This is a genomic window from Pseudomonas sp. FDAARGOS_380, from assembly GCF_002591235.1.
Lineage (GTDB): Bacteria > Pseudomonadota > Gammaproteobacteria > Pseudomonadales > Pseudomonadaceae > Aquipseudomonas > Aquipseudomonas salmasensis.
The window spans coordinates 1,890,418-1,912,434 of record NZ_CP023969.1 but is presented as its reverse complement, the minus strand read 5'-3'; the positions used below and the strand labels follow the sequence as shown (position 1 = coordinate 1,912,434).

Sequence of the window (22,017 nt, the reverse complement as noted above, 5' to 3'; positions counted from 1 at the left end):
CTCAACGCCCACTTGTACACAATTCGTTACGATATAACACGAAGCGTGAAATTTTTGTTCGAACCCCCGGTGAAAACAGGCGTGCCTTCCGTAGGAGCGAGCTTGCTCGCGAAAAACGTCAACGATAACGCGGGCTTCCTGAATAAACGCGGCGCCTGTGAGTTTTTCGCGAGCAAGCTCGCTCCTACATTGGCCCCTCGTTGTGCTGAGAATGTGACTAACCCCCTATAAACACGAGCCATCACTGGTGTCGGCTGCGATTAGTCGGCACACTTCAGAACAGTTTTTCGCGGGTTCACGGACAAGGAAGCGCCACCCCCCATGATTTCCATCTACCAACTCAAACCGCGTTTTCAAAACCTGCTGCGCCCTCTCGTGCAGCGCCTCTATGACAACGGCACCACCGCCAACCAGATCACCGTGCTGGCCGGGGTTGTTTCCGTGCTGGTGGGGCTGTTGATCGCGGGCTTTGCCCAACACCTCTGGCTGTTTGCGCTGATCCCGCTGTGGATGATTGTGCGCATGGCCCTCAATGCCATCGACGGCATGCTCGCCCGGGAATTCGGCCAGCAGTCGCGCCTCGGTGCTTATCTCAATGAACTGTGCGATGTGATCGCCGACAGTGCGCTGATCCTGCCCTTTGCCTTGATCCCCGAGGTGAGCCTGGCGCCGGTGTTGCTGGTGACGCTGCTGGCGGTATTCAGCGAATACGCCGGGGTGCTGGGGCCGATGGTGGGCGCGTCGCGTCGTTATGACGGGCCCATGGGCAAGAGTGATCGGGCGTTCGTACTCGGGGTGCTGGCCACTGGCGTGGCGCTGGGCTGGCTCGGCGCCGGTTGGGTTGAGGCAGTGATGTGGCTGGTGGCCGCCCTGCTCGCCTACACCTTGGTCAACCGGGTGCGTCAGGGCCTCAAAGAACAACAATCTCTCCCTTCTGCATAAGGATTTTGCGATGCGCGAACAGCAACAGCACACCTTCAGTACCCATGATGGCGTCGAGCTTTTCTACCGGCACTGGCCGGCCCCGGCAGGCGCCGGGCCGCGCAAGGCGATCCTGTTGTTCCATCGCGGCCATGAGCACTCGGGGCGTATTGCCCACCTGGTGGATGAACTGGGCCTGCCTGAATTCGACTTCTTCGCCTGGGACGCCCGTGGCCACGGCCAGTCCCCCGGCGAGCGCGGCGACAGCCCCAGCTTTGCCACCAGCGCCCGCGACGTGCAGACGTTCTGTGACCACATCAATGCCACTTACGGCATCGAAGAGGAAGACATCGCCGTCATCGCCCAAAGCGTCGGCGCGGTGATCGCGGCCACCTGGGTTCATGACTACGCACCGAAAATCCGCGCCCTGGTGCTCGCCTCGCCTGCCTTCAAGGTCAAGCTGTACGTGCCCTTCGCCCGCCCCGGCCTGGCACTGATGCGCAAGTTTCGTGGCAACTTTTTCGTCAACAGCTACGTCAAGGCCAAGTTCCTCAGCCATGACCCGGAACGCGTGGCGTCCTACGACAACGATCCACTGATCACCAAGGCCATTTCGGTGAATGTGCTGCTGGGCCTGTACGAAGCAGCCGACCGGGTTGTCGCCGACGCCCAGGCGATCCAGGTGCCGACCCAACTGCTTATCTCCGGCTCCGACTTTGTGGTGCACCGTAAACCCCAGCAGCAGTTTTTCGACCGCCTCGGCAGCCTGAAAAAAGAGCTGCATATCCTCCCCGGCTTTTTCCACGACACCCTCGGCGAACGTGATCGCGCCGTGGCCGTGAACAGCGCCAAACGCTTTATCCTGCAGAACTTTACCCACCCGCTGGACCGCGCCAGCCTGCTGGACGCCGACAAACTCGGCGCCACCTGCGCCGAGTCCGAATCCCTGGCCGCGCCGCTGCCGCGCAATTCCCTGCGCGACCTGTACTGGCGCATGACCCGCGCCAGCATGGGCTTGGGTAAGAACCTGTCGGACGGGGTGAAGCTGGGCTTCGATACCGGTTTCGACTCCGGCAGCACGCTCGACTACGTGTATCGCAATAAGCCTACCGGTAAGGGCGGGCTGGGGCGGATGATCGACACCAATTACCTCAACTCCATTGGCTGGCGCGGTATTCGCCAGCGCAAGCTGAACGTCGAGGAATTGCTGCGCCTGGCCATGGCCAAGCTGCGTGATGACCAACGCGAAGTGCGCATTGTCGACATCGCCGCCGGCCACGGCCGCTACATCCTGGAAGCCTTGCAAGGCGTATCGCCGCTGCCGGAATCGATCCTGCTGCGCGACTACAGCGACATCAACGTGCGCGACGGTGGCGCGCTGATTCGCGAGAAGGGCCTGGGGGACATCGCCCAGTTCGTCAAAGGCGATGCGTTCGACCGCGCTGACCTGGCTGCCCTGAACCCCAAGCCGACACTGGCCGTGGTGTCCGGCCTGTACGAATTGTTTGCCGACAACGCCATGGTCGGCGGCTCGCTGGCGGGCCTGGCCGAAGCTGTGGAGCCAGGTGGTTACCTGGTCTACACCGGCCAACCGTGGCACCCGCAGTTGGAGCTGATTGCCCGCGCGCTCACCAGCCACCGCCAGGGCCAGGCCTGGGTGATGCGCCGGCGCAGCCAGGCGGAAATGGACCAACTCGTCGAAGCGGCGGGCTTTCGCAAGGTCACCCAGCGCGTGGATGAGTGGGGCATTTTCACCGTGTCCCTGGCACAGAAGATCTGAACATGCGCGAACCCGGTTTATTGAAACCTGCGGTGCTCTGGCTGCTGCTCTTGGCACCGCTGTTTTTCAGCACCTACGGCTTTGCCACCTGGGTCACCAGCCAGCGCAGTGACGTCGGCACGCTGGTGTTCGGCTGGGAAAGCCACATGCCGTTCTGGGCCTGGACCATCGTGCCCTACTGGTCCATCGACCTGCTTTACGGCTTCTCGTTGCTGCTGCCCAACACGCGCCATGAGCTCAAGCAGCATGCGCTGCGCCTGCTGAGTGCGCAGGTGATTGCCGTGAGTTGCTTTCTGATCTGGCCCCTGCGCTTCACGTTTGAGCGGCCGGAACTGGACGGCGTGTTCGGTTGGTTGTTCGCGGTGCTGGCCGGTTTTGACAAGCCTTTCAACCAGGCGCCTTCGCTGCATATCGCCCTGCTGGTGATTCTGTGGGTGATGTACCAGCAGCACACTCAAGGATTCTGGCGCTGGGTGGTGCATGGCTGGTTCGCGCTGATCGGCGTTTCGGTGCTGACCACTTATCAACATCACTTTATCGACTTACCCACAGGCGCCCTCGCGGGATGGCTGTGCGTGTGGTTATGGCCTGTAGCGCATCCCAGCCCATTATTGAACGCGCGATTGACGCGGAACTCCCAGCGTCGGCGGCTGGGAATGCGCTATGGGTTGGGTGCCTTGGTCCTGGCGGCGCTGGCCTGGGTACTCGGCGGCGTGTGGCTATGGCTACTATGGCCAGCGGTTTCCTTGGGGTTGATTACGGCCAATTACCTTGTATTGGGCGCACCAGGCTTTCAAAAACGCGGGGATGGCAAACTTACGCCTGCCGCACGCTGGTTGTATGCACCTTATCGGGCGGGCGCCTGGATCAATTCGCGGCTGTGGACACGCAAACATCCACAGCCGGACCTGATTGTGGATAACGTCTGGCTTGGGCGCATTCCTACAACCGGTGAACAGCGCTCATTCGCGAGCATCGTCGACTTATGCGCCGAACTGCCGATGGATCCACAAGGCCGTGCTTACGTCTGCGTGCCCGTGCTGGACCTGATCGCCCCAACCCCCGATGAATGCCTGAACGCCGCCCACGCCATTGAACGCCTGCAAGCGAGCGGCCCGCTGTTGGTGTGCTGTGCCCTCGGTTACTCACGCAGCGCCACCGCCGTCGCCGCCTGGCTGTTGAACACGGGGCGCGCCGCCACGGTTGAGCAAGCGCTGGCTATTATTCGTACAGCGCGGGCCGATGTGGTCCTGCACCCCGCACACCGTCAAGCGTTGGAGGGTTTGCCAAATGCCTGCTGATATGGAACTTCAGGTCGTCGCCAGCCTGTTGCGCCGTGGCCGATCACTGGATCAGTTATCCACAGGGCTGACGCTGCTCGGTGTGCTGTTCGGCCTCGCCCAATTGTTGCTGGCCAGTATTTCCACCATTTGCTTGCTGTTGGCCCTGTGGATGATTGTGCTGGGGCTGTTGCAAAAGTATTGGGCGCTGCGGGTGGCCTTCGACGCCGACTTGTTCGCCCTGCTGGCTCGCGACGTTACCCGCACGCCAGACCTGGACCAGGCCCTGCAGACGCTTGGCCTGCAATCGCCCAAACGAGCCGGTCGCCCCTGGACTGAACGCCGCCGTGGCGCCCTCAAACTGTTGCGTAAACAAGCCTGGCTGCTGGGCGCGCAAGCGCTGCTGACCCTGGGCGTCATCCTCGCCAGCCCTTGGCTACCTTTCGCCGGATAAGGAATTCCCATGTTCGAACCCGTGGTCGCCACGCTGATTACCTCCATGGCCCGCACCGTCACCGGCGCCCGCAGCCTGTGGCTGGGGTGCGCGCCGGTACCGGTGCAGCGTATCTACTTTGCCAACCACAGCAGCCACGGCGACTTCGTGCTGGTATGGGCATCGCTGCCGCAGAACCTGCGCAAATTCACGCGCCCAGTGGCCGGCAGTGATTACTGGAACAAGAGTGCGCTGCGCCGCTACATCATCAATCGAGTGTTCAATGGCGTGCTGATCGACCGTGAGCGCAAGGACCCTGTGGATAACCCTCTGCAGCCCATGCTTGCGGCGTTGGAGGGCGGCGATTCGCTGATCATTTTCCCCGAAGGCACGCGCAATCTGGAGGATGGCTTGCTGCCGTTCAAAAGCGGCTTGTATCACTTGGCAAAGAGTTACCCACAGGCCGAGCTGGTCCCCGTGTGGATAGCCAACCTGAACCGGGTCATGCCCAAGGGTCGCGTATTGCCACTGCCCTTGTTATGCACCACCAGCTTCGGTGCGCCCCTGCAACTGGAAGAAGGCGAAGACAAAGCCGCCTTCCTTGCCCGCAGCCGCGACGCCCTGCTCGCCCTTGCCCCGGAGCATTCCTGAGATGGATAGCCAAACCCTGATGTTATTTGGCGGCATCGGCGCGATCCTGGTGATCGCCTCGCTGATCGGCCTGATCCTCAAGCTGCGCACCCGCGGCAACCCGAATGCCGTGATCGACAACCTCAACGCCCGCATAAACGCCTGGTGGGTAATGGTGGTAGTCATCGGCATCGCCTTCTGGCTCGGCACCGGCGCGGTGATCCTGTTGTTCTACGCGGTGTCGTTCTACGCCCTGCGCGAGTTTCTTACCCTCACGCCCACTCGACGCAGCGACTACCCGGCCCTGGTGGCCGCGTTTTACCTGGCCCTGCCGTTGCAATACCTGCTGATCTACGCCGACTGGTATGGGCTGTTCTCGATCTTCATCCCGGTGTACGTGTTCCTGCTGCTACCGATCCTCGCCTCTCTGGGCGGCGACAGTACGCACTTCCTGGAGCGTGCATCGAAGGTGCAATGGGGTTTGATGATCGCCGTGTTCTGCGTGTCCTTCGTCCCGGCGCTGCTGACATTGGACATACCGGGTTACGAAGGCCGTAACCTGCTGCTGATCGCCTATCTGGTGATCGTGGTGCAACTGTCGGACGTGCTGCAGTACGTGTGCGGCAAGCTGTTCGGCAAACACAAGATCGCGCCCAACCTGTCGCCGTCGAAAACCGTGGAAGGGTTTGTGGGCGGGATCCTGTTGTCGTCGCTGATCGGCGCAGCGCTGTGGTGGACCACACCGTTCAATCCCTGGCAGTCATTCTTGATCGCGCTGCTGATCAACTTGCTGGGGTTTGCCGGCGGGATCGTGATGTCGGCGATCAAGCGCGACCGCGGCGTGAAAGACTGGGGGCACATGATCGAAGGGCATGGCGGGATGCTGGATCGGCTGGACTCGGTGTGCTTCGCGGCACCGATCTTCTTTCACCTCGTACGCTACTGGTGGACCTGAGCCACCCCTTTCACAAACCCGATGGAGATCAAAATGTGGGAGCTGGCTTGCCTGCGAAAGCGGTGGGGCAGTAACAGATGCAGCGACTGACACGCCGCCTTCGCGGGCAAGCCCGCTCCCACAGGGGATCTGCGCTTACCTGAAATAGGCATCCTTGAATTGAGCGAATCCAAAACGAAAAAAGGGGCTGTTGAAAACAGCCCCTTTTGGGTACGTCAGTAAGGCTTACTCCACCGTCACCGACTTCGCCAGGTTACGCGGCTGGTCCACGTCGGTGCCCTTGAGCACGGCGACGTAGTACGACAGCAATTGCAGCGGGATGGTGTAAAGGATCGGCGACAGGGTGTCGTGGATGTGCGGCATGTTGATGACGTGGGTGCCTTCACCGTTGGTCATGCCAGCCTTTTCATCGGCGAAGACGATCAGTTGGCCGCCACGGGCGCGCACTTCCTGCAGGTTGGATTTGAGCTTCTCCAGCAGTTCGTTGTTCGGCGCCACGGTGACCACTGGCATGTCGTCATCCACCAGGGCCAACGGGCCGTGCTTCAGCTCACCGGCCGGGTAGGCTTCGGCGTGGATGTACGAGATTTCCTTGAGTTTCAGCGAGCCTTCCATCGCCACCGGGTACTGCGCACCACGGCCGAGGAACAGGGTGTGGTTTTTGTCGGCGAACAGTTCGGCGACTTTTTCCACCGTGCTGTCCATGGCCAAGGCTTCGCCCAGGCGGGTCGGCAGGCGGCGCAGTTCTTCCACCAGGGTGGCTTCGACACCTTCGGCGAGGGTGCCGCGCACTTGGCCCAGGGACAGGGTCAGCAGCAACAGGCCCACCAGTTGGGTGGTGAAGGCTTTGGTGGAGGCTACGCCGATTTCACGACCGGCCTGGGTCAGCAGGGTCAGGTCGGATTCACGCACCAGGGAGCTGATGCTGACGTTGCAGATGGCCAGGCTGCCGAGGAAGCCCAGTTCCTTGGCATTGCGCAGGGCGGCCAGGGTGTCGGCGGTTTCGCCGGATTGGGAGATGGTCACGAACAGGGTGTCGGGTTGCACCACCACTTTGCGGTAGCGGAACTCGCTGGCGACTTCGACCTGGCACGGGATGCCGGCCAGTTCTTCCAACCAGTAACGCGCCACCATACCAGCGTGGTAGCTGGTGCCACAGGCGACGATCTGCACATTGCGCACTTTGGCGAACAGTTCGGCGGCTTGCGGGCCGAAAGCGTTCACCAATACTTGGTTCTGGCTCAGGCGACCTTCCAGGGTGCGCTGTACCACGGACGGCTGCTCGTGGATTTCCTTGAGCATGAAGTGGCGGAACTCGCCTTTGTCGGCGGCTTCGGCACCGTCGCGGTACTGTACGGCTTCGCGCTCGACGGACTGACCATTCACGTCCCAGATCTGCACGCTTTCACGGCGGATGTCGGCGATATCGCCTTCTTCCAGGTACATGAAGCGGTCGGTCACCTGGCGCAGGGCCAGTTGATCGGAGGCGAGGAAGTTCTCACCCAGGCCCAGGCCGATCACCAGCGGGCTGCCGCTGCGGGCTGCCACGACGCGGTCAGGCTGGCTGGCGCTGATCACGGCCAAGCCGTAGGCACCGTGCAGCTCTTTGACCGTGGCCTTGAGGGCGGTGGTCAGGTCGCTGTGGTCCTTGAGCTTGTGGTTGAGCAGGTGGGCGATCACTTCGGTGTCGGTGTCCGAGGTGAAGACGTAGCCCAGGCCCTTGAGCTGTTCGCGCAGCACTTCGTGGTTTTCGATGATGCCGTTGTGCACCACCGCCAGGTCGCCGGAGAAGTGCGGGTGAGCGTTACGCTCGCACGGTGCACCGTGGGTGGCCCAACGGGTGTGGGCGATCCCTAAGCGCCCTACCAGCGGCTCACCGGCCAGGGCCTGGTCCAACTCGCTGACCTTGCCCGGGCGGCGCATGCGCTCCAGCTTGCCGGCGTTGGTGAAGACGGCCACACCGGCGCTGTCGTAGCCGCGGTATTCAAGGCGCTTAAGGCCTTCGATCAGGATGGCAGTAACGTTACGTTCGGCGACTGCGCCAACAATTCCACACATGGTGCTTCTCCTAGATGATTGCCGCGCATATCAGCGTAATGCCGCGGGCTTGGATCTGGTCGCGGGCCTCAAGCGGCAGGCGATCATCGGTAATAAGGGTATGGACGCTGCTCCAGGGCAGCTCCAGGTTGGGAATCTTGCGGCCGATCTTGTCGGATTCGACCATCACCACCACTTCACGGGCGACCTCGGCCATCACACGGCTCAAACCCAGCAGCTCGTTGAAGGTGGTGGTGCCGCGCTGCAGATCAATGCCGTCGGCACCGATGAACAATTGATCAAAGTCGTAGGAACGCAGCACCTGCTCGGCGACCTGGCCCTGGAACGAGTCCGAATGCGGGTCCCAGGTACCACCGGTCATCAACAGCACCGGTTCATGTTCCAGTTCGCTCAAGGCGCGGGCTACGTTCAGGGAGTTGGTCATCACCACCAGGCCCGGTTGATGGCCCAGTTCGGGAATCATCGCGGCGGTGGTGCTGCCGCTGTCGATGATGATGCGCGCATGTTCACGCAAACGCTGCACGGCCGCACGGGCGATGGCGCGCTTGTAGGCCGAGATCGGCTGGGCAGCGTCGCCCACCAGTTCTTGGGGCATGGTGATTGCGCCACCGTAGCGACGCAGGAGCAGGCCGTTACTTTCGAGGGCGGCAAGGTCCTTGCGGATGGTCACTTCCGAAGTTTCGAAATGTTTGGCCAATTCGTCCACGCTGACTTCGCCCTGTTCGTTGAGCAAGGTCAGGATGTTGTGGCGTCGTTGGGGGGTGTTTCGTTTCGACATGGTAGTGATAAGTTTCGTTTCGAAAGATAACGAAGGCAATCAAAACCTATTAGCGAAAGATCGTCAAGCGGGGCATGGAATATTTTTAAGTCACCACAAATCAATTGTGGGAGCAGGCAAGCCAGCTCCCACAGGAGTGCGCCCCAATCTATCGAATTGTGGCTAACTCAGCTCTTTTTGATTTTGACCGGGCGTTTCCAGCCGTCGATGTTGCGTTGGCGAGCGCGGGCAACGGCCAGTTGGGACTTATCCACATCCTGGTTGATGGTTGAGCCCGCTGCGGTGTTGGAACCATCGCCGATGGTCACCGGAGCAACCAGCGAGTTATTGGAGCCGATGAACACGTCTTCACCAATGGTGGTCTGGTACTTGTTGGCACCGTCATAGTTGCAGGTGATGGTGCCGGCACCGATGTTGGTGCGGGCGCCGATGACGGCATCGCCCAGGTAAGTCAGGTGGCCGACTTTGGCGCCTTCGCCGAGCTGAGCGTTCTTCAGTTCGACAAAGTTACCCACATGGGCCTTGGCCCCCAGCTCACTACCCGGACGCAAGCGCGCAAACGGCCCGGCATCGCTGCCCTCGCCCATCACCGCACCGTCGATATGGCTGTTGGCCTTGACCACCACGCCTTTGCGCAAGGTGCTGTCCTTGATCACGCAGTTCGGGCCGATGACTACGCCGTCTTCAATGATCACGCGGCCTTCGAGGATCACATTGATATCGATCAGGATGTCGCGGCCCACCGTGACTTCACCACGTACATCGAAACGCGCGGGGTCTCGCAGGGTCACGCCCTGGGCCATCAGGCGCAGGCCTTCGCGCAGTTGATAATGGCGCTCCAGCTCTGCCAGTTGCTTGCGGTCGTTGGCGCCCTGCACTTCCATCGGGTGGTGGGGCTGCTCGGTGGCGACCAACAGGCCATCGCTGACGGCCATCTCGATGACGTCGGTGAGGTAGTACTCACCCTGGGCGTTGTTGTTGGACAGGCGGCTCATCCAGTCGGCGAGCTTGTTGGCAGGCACTGCGAGAATGCCGGTGTTGCCTTCAGTAATCGCGCGCTGGGCTTCGCTGGCATCTTTGTGCTCGACGATCGCGGCGACCTTGCCATCGGCGTTGCGCACAATGCGGCCGTAGCCCGTAGGGTCATCCAGCTCAACGGTGAGCAGGCCCATCTGGCCAGGCACCACGTGCTTGAGCAGGCGTTGCAGGGTTTCCACTTCAATCAGCGGGACATCGCCGTAGAGGATCAATACCGTGTCCGCGGTGATGAAAGGCACAGCCTGCGCGGTCGCGTGGCCGGTGCCCAGTTGCTTGTCTTGTAATACGAAATTCAGATCGTCCGCGGCGAGGCGCTCGCGAACCAGGTCTGCACCATGGCCGATCACCACATGAATACGCTGTGGGTCCAACTGCCGGGCGCTGTGGATAACATGACCCAGCATGGAGTTGCCCGCAACCGGGTGCAGTACCTTGGGCAGGGCAGAACGCATGCGGGTGCCCTGGCCTGCGGCGAGAATGACGATTTCAAGAGACATGAATGGCTACCAATCCTGGGCGGTCCGGGTTCAGACCAAAGAAGTGTTTTGCAAAAAAAGAAAAAGGGTAGCCGAGGCTACCCTTTTTAATCAATCACGCATCAAGCAAAACGGCGTGGCCGCTTACTTCTTGCGGATCTGCTGGAGAGTACGCAGCTGGGCTGCGGCCTCGGCCAGACGGACTGCAGCAGCGCTGTAGTCGAAGTCTGCGCCTTTTTCGTTCAGCGCCTTCTCGGCAGCCTTGACGGCTTCCTGAGCGGAGGCTTCATCCAGGTCGCCAGCACGTTGCACGGTGTCGGCAAGTACCTTGACCATGTTCGGCTGAACCTCGAGGAAACCACCGGAGATGTAAAACACCTCACGTTCCCCGCCTTGCTTGGTCAGAGTGATCGGACCTGGCTTCAAGCTTGTGATCAGCGGGGCGTGCCCCATGGCGATACCAAGATCACCCAGGTCACCGTGCGCTGTTACAAACTCGACCAGACCGGAGAAAATTTCCCCTTCCGCGCTGACGATATCGCAATGGACTGTCATAGCCATCTGATTGCCTCAACCTGATGAGCGCCCGTTTCCGGGCGCCAGGATTACAGTTTCTTGGCTTTCTCGATCGCTTCTTCGATGCCGCCGACCATGTAGAACGCTTGTTCTGGCAGGTGGTCGTAGTCACCGTTGAGGATGCCTTTGAAGCCAGCAATGGTGTCTTTCAGGGAAACGTATTTACCCGAGGCACCGGTGAAGACTTCAGCCACGAAGAACGGCTGCGACAAGAAACGCTGGATCTTACGAGCACGGTTTACCAACTGCTTGTCGGCTTCCGACAGCTCGTCCATACCCAGGATCGCAATGATGTCCTTCAGTTCTTTGTAACGCTGCAGCACGTACTGAACGCCGCGAGCGGTGTCGTAGTGCTCCTGGCCGATCACGTTCGGGTCCAGCTGGCGCGAAGTCGAGTCCAGTGGATCGACCGCTGGGTAGATACCCAGGGAAGCGATGTCACGGGACAGAACGACGGTGGCGTCCAAGTGGGCGAAGGTGGTGGCTGGCGACGGGTCGGTCAAGTCATCCGCAGGTACGTATACCGCTTGGATCGAGGTGATCGAACCTTCCTTGGTCGAAGTGATACGTTCTTGCAGAACGCCCATCTCTTCAGCCAGGGTCGGCTGGTAACCTACTGCCGAAGGCATACGGCCCAGCAGTGCGGATACTTCAGTACCGGCCAGGGTGTAACGGTAGATGTTGTCGACGAACAGCAGAACGTCGTTACCTTCGTCACGGAACTTCTCGGCCATGGTCAGGCCAGTCAGGGCTACGCGCAGACGGTTTCCCGGCGGCTCGTTCATCTGACCGTAAACCAGTGCCACTTTGTCCAGAACGTTGGAGTCCTTCATCTCGTGGTAGAAGTCGTTACCCTCACGAGTACGCTCACCCACACCTGCGAACACGGAATAACCGCTGTGCTCGATGGCGATGTTACGGATCAGTTCCATCATGTTTACGGTCTTGCCTACACCGGCACCACCGAACAGACCGACTTTACCGCCCTTGGCGAACGGGCAAACCAGGTCGATAACCTTGATGCCGGTTTCCAGCAGGTCGTTGCCGCCCGCTTGTTCTGCGAACGAAGGTGCTGCGCGGTGAATGCCCCAGCGCTCTTCGGTGGCAATCGGGCCAGCTTCGTCGATCGGGTTGCCCAGTACGTCCATGATCCGGCCCAGGGTCGCTTTACCGACCGGTACGGAGATGGCAGCGCCAGTGTCGACAACGTCCAGACCGCGCTTCAAGCCTTCGGTGGAACCCATCGCAATGGTACGAACTACGCCGTCGCCCAGCTGCTGCTGGACTTCCAGGGTAGTTTCCGCGCCTTGTACTTTCAGCGCGTTGTAGATGCTCGGTACGCTGTCGCGTGGAAATTCCACGTCGATAACGGCGCCGATGATTTGAACGATACGTCCGCTACTCATAGCTGGATCCTCTGAATATTTGAACCGTTAAACCGCGGCAGCGCCGCCGACGATTTCCGAGATCTCTTGGGTGATCGCAGCCTGACGCGCCTTGTTGTAGATCAGCTGCAAATCGCTGATCAGATCACCGGCGTTATCGGTAGCGTTTTTCATCGCGATCATCCGCGCCGCTTGTTCAGCTGCGTTGTTCTCGACCACCGCCTGGTACACCTGCGACTCCACGTAGCGCACCATCAAGCCGTCAAGCAGCTCTTTGGCGTCTGGTTCGTAGAGGTAGTCCCAGTGGTGCTTGAGTTCCTGATCCGGAGTCGCCACTAGTGGAATCAATTGCTCCACGGTTGGCTGCTGGGTCATGGTGTTGATGAACTTGTTGGATACCACGGACAGGCGGTCAATCCGGCCCTCCAGGTACGCATCCAGCATCACCTTCACACTGCCGATCAAGTCATTGATCGACGGCTCTTCACCCAGGTGGCTGATAGCTGCAACGACGTTACCGCCGAAGTTGCGGAAAAAGGCCGCACCCTTGCTACCAACAACACACAGATCAATCTCGACGCCGTTTTCGCGGTTTACCGCCATGTCCTTGACCAGGGCCTTGAACAGGTTGGTATTCAGACCACCGCACAAACCACGGTCACTGCTCACTACCACATAACCCACACGCTTTACTGCGCGGTCGATCATGAACGGGTGGCGGTATTCCGGGTTGGCGTTGGCCAGATGCCCAATTACCTGGCGGATACGCTCCGCATAAGGACGGCTAGCAGCCATGCGCATTTGTGCCTTGCGCATTTTGCTGACCGCCACTTTTTCCATGGCGCTGGTAATTTTTTGCGTGCTTTTGATGCTCGCAATCTTACTGCGAATCTCTTTTGCGCCTGCCATGTAACACCTATCAGGTTAGCAAGCGGGAGCCTTGCGGCTCCCGCTGCGGCTTACCAGGTTTGGGTGGCCTTGAACTTCTCGATACCGGCTTTCATGCCAGCGTCGATATCGTCATTGAAGTCACCCTTCACGTTGATCTTCGCCATCAATTCGGCGTGATCGCGGTTGAAGTAAGCAATCAGCGCTTGTTCAAAGCTGCCGACCTTGGCGATTTCAACGTCGGTCAGGAACCCACGCTCAGCGGCATACAGCGACAACGCCATGTCAGCGATCGACATTGGGGCGTATTGCTTCTGCTTCATCAGCTCGGTAACGCGCTGACCATGCTCAAGTTGCTTACGGGTCGCTTCGTCCAGGTCAGAAGCGAACTGGGCGAATGCCGCCAGTTCACGGTACTGAGCCAGAGCGGTACGGATACCACCGGAGAGCTTCTTGATGATCTTGGTCTGAGCGGCACCACCCACACGGGATACCGAAACACCGGCGTTCACTGCAGGGCGGATGCCCGAGTTGAACATGGCCGATTCCAGGAAGATCTGACCGTCGGTGATGGAAATCACGTTGGTCGGAACGAACGCGGAAACGTCGCCAGCCTGGGTTTCGATGATCGGCAGTGCGGTCAGGGAACCGGTTTTGCCGGTCACTGCGCCGTTGGTGAACTTCTCTACGTACTCTTCCGAAACGCGGGATGCGCGCTCCAGCAGACGGGAGTGGAGATAGAACACGTCGCCTGGGTAAGCTTCACGGCCTGGTGGACGGCGCAGCAGCAGGGAAATCTGGCGGTAAGCCACTGCTTGCTTGGACAGATCGTCATAAACGATCAGCGCGTCTTCACCGCGGTCGCGGAAGAATTCACCCATGGTGCAACCGGAGTACGGTGCCAGGAATTGCAGCGCAGGAGATTCCGAAGCACTGGCAGCCACGATGATCGTGTTGGCCAGGGCGCCGTTTTCTTCCAGCTTGCGAACCACGTTGGCGATGGTCGATTGCTTCTGACCGATGGCTACGTAGACGCAGAAAATGCCGCTGTCTTTCTGGTTGATGATCGCGTCGATCGCCAGAGCGGTCTTACCGATCTGACGGTCACCGATGATCAGCTCACGCTGGCCACGGCCGACTGGGATCATGGCATCGACAGCCTTGTAGCCAGTCTGTACAGGCTGGTCTACCGACTTACGCCAGATCACGCCTGGAGCAACTTTCTCGACCGCGTCGGTCTCGGTGTTGCCCAGTGGACCTTTACCGTCAACAGGGTTACCCAGTGCGTCGACAACGCGACCCAGCAGTTCCTTACCAACCGGAACTTCCAGGATGCGGCCTGTGCACTTGGCGCTCATGCCTTCAGCCAGACTGGTGTACGCGCCCAATACAACGGCACCTACGGAGTCTTGCTCCAGGTTGAGGGCCATACCGTAGACGCCGCCCGGAAACTCGATCATCTCGCCGTACATTACGTCGGCCAGACCGTGAATCCGCACGATGCCGTCAGATACGCTGACGACAGTGCCTTCGTTACGGGCTTGGGAGGTCACATCGAGCTTGTCGATGCGGCCCTTGATAATTTCACTTATTTCGGAAGGATTGAGTTGCTGCATTGCTCTGCTGCCCCTTCAAACTCAAGATTTCAATGCTTCGGCAAGTTTCGCGATTTTGCCGCGAATCGAGCCATCGATAACCAGGTCGCCGGCACGGATAACAACACCACCAATAAGCGATGCGTCCTCCGAAGCTTGCAGGCGCACTTCCCGATTGAGTCGTGCACTGAGAACCTTGGCGAGTTTGTCTTGCTGTTCTTGGTTCAATGCGAAAGCACTGGTCACTTCAACGTCTACCGATTTCTCTGCTTCGGCCTTGTACAGGTCGAACAGAGCGGCGATCTCCGGCAATAGCGGGAGACGGTCGTTTTCGGCAATGACGTGGATGAAGTTCTGCACCTTCACATCAAACTTGTCGCCGCACACTTCAATAAAAGTGGCGGCCTTGTCTGCGCTCGTCAGGCGCGGGGCCTTGAGCACGCGCTGCATGGTGTCGTCTTGCGACACTGCTGCAGCCAGGCCGAGCATGGCTGACCAAGAGGCCAGCTGCTGGTGGGCCTGGGCGTGCTCGAAGGCTGCCTTAGCGTAAGGTCGGGCCAACGTGGTCAGTTCTGCCATGATCGCCCTCGCTTAAATTTCAGCAGCCAGTTTGTTAACCAGCTCCGCGTGCGCGTTTTGATCGATTGTGGCACCGAGGATCTTCTCAGCACCGCCAACGGCCAGAGCACCCAGTTGGGCACGCAGCGCGTCTTTGACACCGTTCAGTTCCTGTTCGATCTCGGCATGAGCCGAAGCCTTCACACGGTCAGCTTCGACGCGGGCTTTTTCAACAGCCTCTTCGACGATCTGGTTACCGCGTTTCTTGGCTTGCTCAATGATCTCGGCTGCCTGTGCTTTAGCTTCGCGCAGTTGCTGACCCACTTTCTCGTGGGCCAACTCCAGGTCGCGAGCTGCACGGCTGGCAGCGTCCAAACCATCCGCGATCTTCTTCTGACGTTCGTGCAAAGCCGCGATGACCGGAGGCCACACGAACTTCATGCAAAACACTACAAAAATGAAGAACGCAACGGATTGGCCAATCAGGGTTGCATTAATGTTCACGCCAACACCTCGCTCATTCGTTGTCCATCACCCCAATCACTCGAAAAGTCGAGTGATTAGCCAGCGAGTTGACCAACGAAGGGGTTCGCGAAGGTGAAGAACAGTGCGATACCAACGCCGATCATGGTCACGGCGTCGAGCAGGCCGGCGACGATGAACATTTTAACTTGCAGCATTGGGACCATTTCTGGCTGACGCGCTGCGCCTTCCAGGAATTTGCCGCCCAGCAGGCCGAAACCAATGGCAGTACCCAGGGCGCCCAGGCCGATCAACAGTGCAACAGCGATAGCGGTTAGACCAACTACAGTTTCCATCTTTCCTCCCGACTTTTACGTCGTATGGTTTAGGTTTTTTAGATTTTAAAGCGGTAAAACAAATCGTTTCATAGCCCTGTTGGGCCACCTTCCCGTTTGACCGGGAAGGACATCAGACTAGTCGAGACTGGTCTTAATGGTTCTCTTCGTGCGCCATCGACAGGTAGACGATGGTCAGCATCATGAAGATGAAGGCCTGCAGGGTAATGATCAGGATGTGGAACACAGCCCACGCCCACTGCAGAACTACGCCCAGGCCGCTAAGCCAGAGCAGGCCGCTGCCGAACATCACAGCGATCAGAATGAACACCAGCTCGCCGGCATACATGTTGCCGAACAGTCGCAGAGCCAGGGAAATCGGCTTGGCGATCAGGGTGACGAATTCCAGCAGGAAGTTCACCGGGATCAGCAGGGCTTGAACGAAGATGTTCTTGCTGCCGAACGGGTGCAGGGTCAGTTCGCCGATGAAACCGCCGATGCCCTTGACCTTGATGCTGTAGAAAATGATCAGCGCGAATACCGACAGAGCCATGCCCAGTGTAGCGTTCGGGTCAGTGGTGGATACGGCGCGGAATGGAATGTGCGGGTCGCCGGAGATCGCCATGGCCAACTGAGGAATCCAGTCCACCGGAATCAGGTCGACGGCGTTCATCAGGAACACCCAGACGAAGATGGTCAGTGCCAGCGGTGCAATCACCGGGCTACGGCCATGGAAGCTGTCTTTCACGCTGCCATCGACGAATTCGACCAATACTTCAACGAAGTTCTGCAAAGCACCTGGCTGACCGGAAGTCGCCTTCTTCGCCGCCATGCGGAAAATCAGAACGAAGATCAGGCCCAATGCGACCGACCAACCCAGAGTGTCCAGGTGGAAAGCCCAGAAACCCATTTCTTTGGCTTCTGCTGCGGTGTGGGCAAAGCCCCAGCCGCCATTAGGAAGCTGACCGAAGGTCAGGTTCTGCAAGTGGTGCTGGATATAGCCCGAAGCGGTTGTTTCTGCCATGGTTGCCTCAAACGCCCTAAGGTTTCGAAAGTCTTGTTTTCATTAGCAGGGGAGCGAACCAGCTGACCAGTTGGGTCAACACGAAGACGCCGAATACAGCCAGCGGCGCCAATGGCTTCACACCTGCAAAGGTCAGTGCAAACAGCACTGCCGTCAAAATCAGTTTCCCCGCCTCGCCGGCATAAAAAGACCGGACGATAGCCTGGGCTGCTCGGGCGCCGGAAAACCGAAAGGCCCTGTGAGCAAAATACATATTGGGCAGCAAGGCTATCAGGCCTCCGCAGAGTCCTGAATACCCGGCTACGACTCCATGCCAATACCAAAGCGCCAATGCGGCGATCAGCAAAATGACAAATTGAGCCAGTAGAACCGGAAAAACAGCCAAGCGATGGAACGGCAACGTGTTTGGCGTGCGGGTTTCCATCACTCTTGCTCCTCAATGGTCGGCTGCCGGAAATCAATAACTTGGCATAATTTGTGCCGACAAAATGCGCGCAGAGTATAGGGGCGGTTCAGCCCCTATTCAACTGTCGGGTAGTGATTTCCGATCACGCGCTACATAAGCAAATGTTTCAGCGGATGTGGGCAAGGACGCCTTGAAGCTCGTCAAGGGAGTTATATCCGATGACCAATTGCCCTTTGCCCTTCTTGCCGTGACGAATTTGCACCGCAGAGCCCAGGCGCTCGGCCAGGCGCTGCTCGAGTCGCGCGATATCCGGATCAGGTTTGGCGGTTTCGACCGGTGCAGGTTTGCCGCTGAGCCATTGGCGCACCAGCGCTTCAGTCTGACGTACGGTCAGGCCTCGTGCGACAACGTGTCGCGCCCCTTCAACCTGTTGATTTTCGGGCAAACCGAGCAACGCACGGGCATGGCCCATTTCCAGGTCGCCGTGGGACAACATGGTCTTGATCACTTCCGGCAGCGCGATCAAACGCAACAAGTTGGACACGGTGACGCGGGACTTGCCCACTGCCTCGGCCACTTGTTGCTGGGTGAGCTGGAATTCCTGCTGCAAACGCTGCAACGCAATCGCCTCTTCGATCGGGTTGAGGTCTTCACGCTGGATATTTTCGATCAATGCCATGGCGATCGCGGTTTCATCCGGCACATCGCGCACCATCGCCGGGATAGTTTCCTTGCCGGCCTGCTGGCTGGCGCGCCAGCGGCGCTCACCGGCGATGATCTCAAAGCGGCCACCGCCAATGGGGCGCACCACGATGGGCTGCATCACGCCCTGGGCCTTGATCGAGTTGGACAGTTCTTCCAGGGCCTGGGGGTCCATGTCCCGACGTGGCTGGTATTTGCCGCGCTGGATCAGGTCCAGCGGCAAGTGCTGCAGCTCGCGCTCGTCGGCCTGCACCGCTTGTTCTTCAAGCGATGTGACGGTCGGACCACTCAACAGTGCATCCAGTCCACGTCCGAGACCTCGTTTCTTGACGGCCATGGGGGTTCCTTAAGTTGGCTGGGCTGCAGCGGTGCGTGAATTACGGCGTTGGCGGCGAACCATCTCGCCAGCCAATGCCAGGTAGGCAATGGCACCACGCGAGGATTTGTCGTACGCCAGCGCGGGCATGCCATAGCTTGGCGCTTCGGCCAGGCGGATGTTGCGTGGAATCACGGTGTCGTACAGCTGGTCACCGAAGTGTTCCTTGAGCTGCGCCGACACATCGTTCATCAGGCTCAGGCGCGGGTCGAACATGGTCCGCAACAAGCCTTCGATCTGCAGTTTCGGGTTGAGCAACTCGGCAATGCGCTTGATGTTATCCACAAGGTCGCTCAGGCCTTCCAACGCGTAGTACTCGCACTGCATGGGGATAATCACCCCATCGGCGGCTACCAGGGCGTTAAGCGTGAGCATCGACAGCGACGGTGGGCAGTCGATCAAGATGTAATCGTAGTTGTCGCGAATGGGCGCCAGGGCGCTGCGCAGACGGCTTTCTTTCATCTGCATTTCCAGCAGCACCACTTCCGCCGCGGTCAGATCGCGGTTGGCCGGCAGCAGTTGGTAACCGCCGTGCTCGGAATAGTGCATGGCCTGGGCCAGGTCGCATTCGCCAATCAGCAAATCGTAGACCGAGTTTTCCAGGCCGTGTTTATCCACACCGCTACCCATGGTGGCGTTGCCCTGTGGATCGAGATCGATCAGCAGCACCCGACGCTTGGTCGCGACCAGGGATGCTGCGAGGTTGATACAGGTGGTGGTTTTACCCACACCACCTTTCTGGTTCGCTATCGCGAATACCTTAGCCATTCTTGCTTGTGTTCCCAATCATGCCGTGCGGCGCAGTATCAGCAGATGGCGTTGGCCTTGGCAACCAGGTACGGCCAAGGCGTGTTCGCTATCGAGGTGGAAGTCTGCCGGCAATGCTAACAGCTCGTCGCTTGGATGAACGCCCTTCATTGCCAGCCAGCGGGTGTCACGGTCGCCCAGGTGGCGCGTCCAGTTGCTGAAGTTCTCCATGCTGCTGAATGCCCGGGACACGATCCCGTTGAATGGCAGTTCAGGCGTGAACGCTTCGACACGACTGTGGATAACTTGCAGGTTATCCAGCTTGAGCTCGAGTTTGACCTGGGTCAGGAAGCGGGTTTTCTTGCCGTTGCTATCCAGGCAAGTCACGTGGGCCTGCGGAAACAGGATCGCCAACGGAATGCCAGGCATGCCGCCGCCACTGCCGACGTCGAGCCAGCGGCCGTCTTCGATAAACGGCATCACGCTGAGGCTGTCGAGCAAATGCCGCGACACCATCTCGTCGGGGTCACGCACGGCGGTCAGGTTGTAAGCCTTGTTCCATTTGATCAACAGGGCCAGGTAGCCCAGCAGTAACTCATGCTGGGCTTCGGTCAGGGCCACGCCCAACTGGCGCGCTCCTGTGGATAACTCTTCGGCGTGTTGCGAGGTGACCAACGAACTCAAGCGCTTTGCTCCAACTGACGGCCCGCGCCGCGTTTTTTCAAATGAATCATCAACAACGAGATGGCTGCCGGCGTGACGCCAGGGATACGTGAAGCCTGGCCGAGAGTTTCGGGCCGAGTTATCCCCAGCTTGCTTTGGATTTCTTTCGACAACCCGGAAATCCCGGTGTAGTCGATATCCACAGGCAGCTTGGTGTCTTCACTGGCGCGCAGCCGGGCGATCTCGTCCTGCTGGCGATCAATGTAGCCTGCGTATTTGGTCTTGATCTCAACCTGTTCGGCAACCTGTGGATCTTCTGCGCCCTGGCCAGTCACTTCGACCAAACCAGCGTAGTCGATTTCCGGACGGGAAAGCAGGTTGAGCAAGTTGTACTCATGGGTCAACGGCGTGCCGAATTTTTCTGCAATGGCGTCGCCCTGCTCCGTGCCCGGGCGAACCCAGGTGCTTTTCAGACGCTGTTCTTCGAGCGCAATGCTTTCGCGTTTTTTGCAGAAGGCCGCCCAGCGGGCGTCATCGACCAGGCCCAACTCGCGACCTTTTTCGGTCAAGCGCAGGTCGGCGTTGTCTTCGCGCAGGATCAGACGGTATTCCGCCCGAGAAGTGAACATCCGGTACGGTTCCTGGGTACCCAGGGTAATCAGGTCATCGACCAATACGCCGATGTAGGCTTCATCGCGACGCGGGCACCAGCTGTCTTTGCCCTGTGCACGCAATGCTGCGTTGGTCCCGGCCAGCAAACCTTGGGCGCCGGCTTCTTCATAACCGGTGGTGCCGTTGATTTGGCCGGCGAAGAACAGGCCGCCAATCACTTTGGTTTCCAGGCTGTATTTCAGGTCACGCGGGTCGAAGTAGTCGTACTCGATGGCGTAGCCCGGACGCACGATGTGTGCGTTTTCCATACCGCGAATCGATTGCACGATCTGGATTTGCACGTCGAACGGCAACGACGTCGAAATTCCGTTCGGATACAGCTCGTGGGTGGTCAGCCCTTCCGGCTCGATAAAGACCTGATGGCTTTCCTTGTCGGCAAAGCGGTGGATTTTGTCTTCGATCGAGGGGCAATAACGCGGGCCAATGCCTTCGATCACCCCGGAATACATCGGCGAACGATCAAGGTTCGCGGCAATGATTTCGTGGGTACGCGCATTGGTGTGGGTGATCCAGCAACTGACCTGTTTTGGATGCTGTTCCTTAGAGCCCATGAACGACATGACCGGAATCGGCGTATCGCCGGCTTGTTCGGTCATCACCGAAAAATCCACGGAACGCCCGTCAATACGTGGCGGAGTCCCGGTTTTCAGGCGACCGACACGCAACGGCAATTCCCGCAGGCGTTTTGCCAGAGCAATCGACGGCGGGTCACCAGCGCGACCACCGGAATAGTTTTGCATGCCGATGTGGATAAGCCCACCCAGGAAAGTGCCGGTGGTCAGTACGACGGATTCTGCGAAGAAACGCAGGCCCATTTGAGTGACGACACCACGTACCTGGTCCTGTTCGACGATCAGGTCATCGGCTGCCTGCTGAAATATCCACAGGTTCGGCTGGTTTTCCAGGGTTTCACGTACCGCTGCCTTGTACAGGATACGGTCGGCCTGGGCACGGGTTGCACGCACGGCCGGGCCTTTGCGGCTGTTGAGCACACGAAACTGAATGCCACCTTTGTCGGTGGCCATGGCCATCACGCCGCCAAGGGCATCGATTTCCTTGACCAGATGGCTTTTGCCAATCCCGCCAATCGCGGGGTTGCAACTCATGGCACCGAGCGTTTCCACGTTGTGCGTCAGCAACAGGGTTTTTACGCCCATGCGTGCTGACGCCAGTGCTGCCTCGGTACCGGCATGACCGCCGCCGATGACGATCACTTCAAAACGGGAAGGGAAATCCACCACGCACCTCGTGCCTGCTTATGTAGGTAATCAGGAATTGT

Annotated in this window: 22 protein-coding genes; 6 read left to right on the top strand and 16 right to left on the bottom strand. The window is 59.3% G+C overall.

The window, feature by feature from the left end; translation table 11 throughout:
* Nucleotides 1-321: 321 nt before the first annotated feature.
* The 6 genes from CRN80_RS08955 to CRN80_RS08930 are packed head-to-tail and all read left to right on the top strand — an operon-like array spanning nt 322 to nt 5,999.
* Nucleotides 322-942, top strand: a complete 621-nt coding sequence (locus CRN80_RS08955; protein ID WP_098949981.1) for a CDP-alcohol phosphatidyltransferase family protein — start codon at nt 322-324, stop codon at nt 940-942.
* Nucleotides 943-952: 10 nt separating this feature from the next.
* On the top strand, nt 953-2,701 hold the full coding sequence (locus tag CRN80_RS08950) for a bifunctional alpha/beta hydrolase/class I SAM-dependent methyltransferase (protein ID WP_098949980.1): 1,749 nt from the start codon (nt 953-955) through the stop codon (nt 2,699-2,701).
* Between the two features lie 2 nt (nt 2,702-2,703).
* Nucleotides 2,704-4,002, top strand: coding sequence for a phosphatase PAP2/dual specificity phosphatase family protein (locus CRN80_RS08945; RefSeq protein ID WP_098949979.1), 1,299 nt, complete (start codon nt 2,704-2,706; stop codon nt 4,000-4,002).
* Nucleotides 3,992-4,435 (top strand): hypothetical protein, encoded by a 444-nt coding sequence (locus tag CRN80_RS08940; protein ID WP_098949978.1) that lies wholly within the window; start codon nt 3,992-3,994, stop codon nt 4,433-4,435. Before CRN80_RS08945 ends, CRN80_RS08940 begins: the two co-directional genes overlap by 11 nt.
* A 9-nt stretch (nt 4,436-4,444) precedes the next feature.
* A complete protein-coding gene (locus CRN80_RS08935) occupies nt 4,445-5,065 on the top strand; it encodes a 1-acyl-sn-glycerol-3-phosphate acyltransferase (protein ID WP_003195812.1) in 621 nt (206 codons plus the stop codon).
* A gap of 1 nt (nt 5,066) precedes the next feature.
* Nucleotides 5,067-5,999, top strand: a complete 933-nt coding sequence (locus tag CRN80_RS08930) for a phosphatidate cytidylyltransferase (protein WP_057710628.1) — start codon at nt 5,067-5,069, stop codon at nt 5,997-5,999.
* Between the two features lie 225 nt (nt 6,000-6,224).
* On the opposite strand, the gene glmS is transcribed toward CRN80_RS08930, so the two are convergent.
* From glmS to mnmG, 16 genes are all read right to left on the bottom strand, one after another.
* Nucleotides 6,225-8,057 carry a glutamine--fructose-6-phosphate transaminase (isomerizing) gene (gene glmS / locus CRN80_RS08925; RefSeq protein WP_032894388.1) on the bottom strand — a complete coding sequence of 611 codons (1,833 nt, stop codon included), beginning with the start codon at nt 8,055-8,057 and terminating at the stop codon, nt 6,225-6,227.
* 10 nt (nt 8,058-8,067) lie between these two features.
* Nucleotides 8,068-8,835, bottom strand: a complete 768-nt coding sequence (locus tag CRN80_RS08920; protein ID WP_032894387.1) for a DeoR/GlpR family DNA-binding transcription regulator — start codon at nt 8,833-8,835, stop codon at nt 8,068-8,070.
* Nucleotides 8,836-9,002: 167 nt separating this feature from the next.
* Nucleotides 9,003-10,370 (bottom strand): bifunctional UDP-N-acetylglucosamine diphosphorylase/glucosamine-1-phosphate N-acetyltransferase GlmU, encoded by a 1,368-nt coding sequence (gene glmU / locus CRN80_RS08915; protein WP_032894386.1) that lies wholly within the window; start codon nt 10,368-10,370, stop codon nt 9,003-9,005.
* Nucleotides 10,371-10,493: 123 nt separating this feature from the next.
* Nucleotides 10,494-10,910, bottom strand: a complete 417-nt coding sequence (locus tag CRN80_RS08910; protein ID WP_003195825.1) for a F0F1 ATP synthase subunit epsilon — start codon at nt 10,908-10,910, stop codon at nt 10,494-10,496.
* Between the two features lie 44 nt (nt 10,911-10,954).
* Nucleotides 10,955-12,331 carry a F0F1 ATP synthase subunit beta gene (atpD, locus tag CRN80_RS08905; protein WP_003195827.1) on the bottom strand — a complete coding sequence of 459 codons (1,377 nt, stop codon included), beginning with the start codon at nt 12,329-12,331 and terminating at the stop codon, nt 10,955-10,957.
* A 27-nt stretch (nt 12,332-12,358) separates the two neighbouring features.
* Nucleotides 12,359-13,219 (bottom strand): F0F1 ATP synthase subunit gamma, encoded by an 861-nt coding sequence (atpG, locus tag CRN80_RS08900; protein WP_003233565.1) that lies wholly within the window; start codon nt 13,217-13,219, stop codon nt 12,359-12,361.
* 50 nt (nt 13,220-13,269) lie between these two features.
* Nucleotides 13,270-14,814: a F0F1 ATP synthase subunit alpha gene (gene atpA / locus CRN80_RS08895; RefSeq protein ID WP_003195831.1), complete on the bottom strand. Its 1,545-nt coding sequence runs from the start codon at nt 14,812-14,814 to the stop codon at nt 13,270-13,272.
* Between the two features lie 21 nt (nt 14,815-14,835).
* Nucleotides 14,836-15,372 (bottom strand): F0F1 ATP synthase subunit delta, encoded by a 537-nt coding sequence (locus CRN80_RS08890; RefSeq protein ID WP_003195833.1) that lies wholly within the window; start codon nt 15,370-15,372, stop codon nt 14,836-14,838.
* Nucleotides 15,373-15,384: 12 nt separating this feature from the next.
* Complete coding sequence (locus CRN80_RS08885) at nt 15,385-15,855, bottom strand: F0F1 ATP synthase subunit B (protein ID WP_003195835.1); 471 nt, start codon at nt 15,853-15,855, stop codon at nt 15,385-15,387.
* Nucleotides 15,856-15,911: 56 nt separating this feature from the next.
* Nucleotides 15,912-16,169, bottom strand: a complete 258-nt coding sequence (gene atpE, locus CRN80_RS08880; RefSeq protein ID WP_002555987.1) for a F0F1 ATP synthase subunit C — start codon at nt 16,167-16,169, stop codon at nt 15,912-15,914.
* Nucleotides 16,170-16,302: 133 nt separating this feature from the next.
* A complete protein-coding gene (atpB, locus tag CRN80_RS08875; protein ID WP_003195886.1) occupies nt 16,303-17,172 on the bottom strand; it encodes a F0F1 ATP synthase subunit A in 870 nt (289 codons plus the stop codon).
* Between the two features lie 16 nt (nt 17,173-17,188).
* A complete protein-coding gene (locus CRN80_RS08870) occupies nt 17,189-17,596 on the bottom strand; it encodes a F0F1 ATP synthase subunit I (protein WP_010565865.1) in 408 nt (135 codons plus the stop codon).
* Nucleotides 17,597-17,744: 148 nt separating this feature from the next.
* On the bottom strand, nt 17,745-18,617 hold the full coding sequence (locus CRN80_RS08865; RefSeq protein ID WP_003195890.1) for a ParB/RepB/Spo0J family partition protein: 873 nt from the start codon (nt 18,615-18,617) through the stop codon (nt 17,745-17,747).
* Between the two features lie 9 nt (nt 18,618-18,626).
* Nucleotides 18,627-19,424 carry a ParA family protein gene (locus tag CRN80_RS08860; protein ID WP_003195891.1) on the bottom strand — a complete coding sequence of 266 codons (798 nt, stop codon included), beginning with the start codon at nt 19,422-19,424 and terminating at the stop codon, nt 18,627-18,629.
* A gap of 18 nt (nt 19,425-19,442) precedes the next feature.
* A complete protein-coding gene (rsmG, locus tag CRN80_RS08855; RefSeq protein WP_098949977.1) occupies nt 19,443-20,087 on the bottom strand; it encodes a 16S rRNA (guanine(527)-N(7))-methyltransferase RsmG in 645 nt (214 codons plus the stop codon).
* The gene (mnmG, locus tag CRN80_RS08850; protein ID WP_025854394.1) at nt 20,084-21,976 is read right to left on the bottom strand and encodes a tRNA uridine-5-carboxymethylaminomethyl(34) synthesis enzyme MnmG; all 1,893 of its coding nucleotides are present in this window, start codon (nt 21,974-21,976) and stop codon (nt 20,084-20,086) included. The genes rsmG and mnmG overlap by 4 nt, the downstream gene beginning before the upstream one ends.
* Nucleotides 21,977-22,017: the final 41 nt, after the last annotated feature.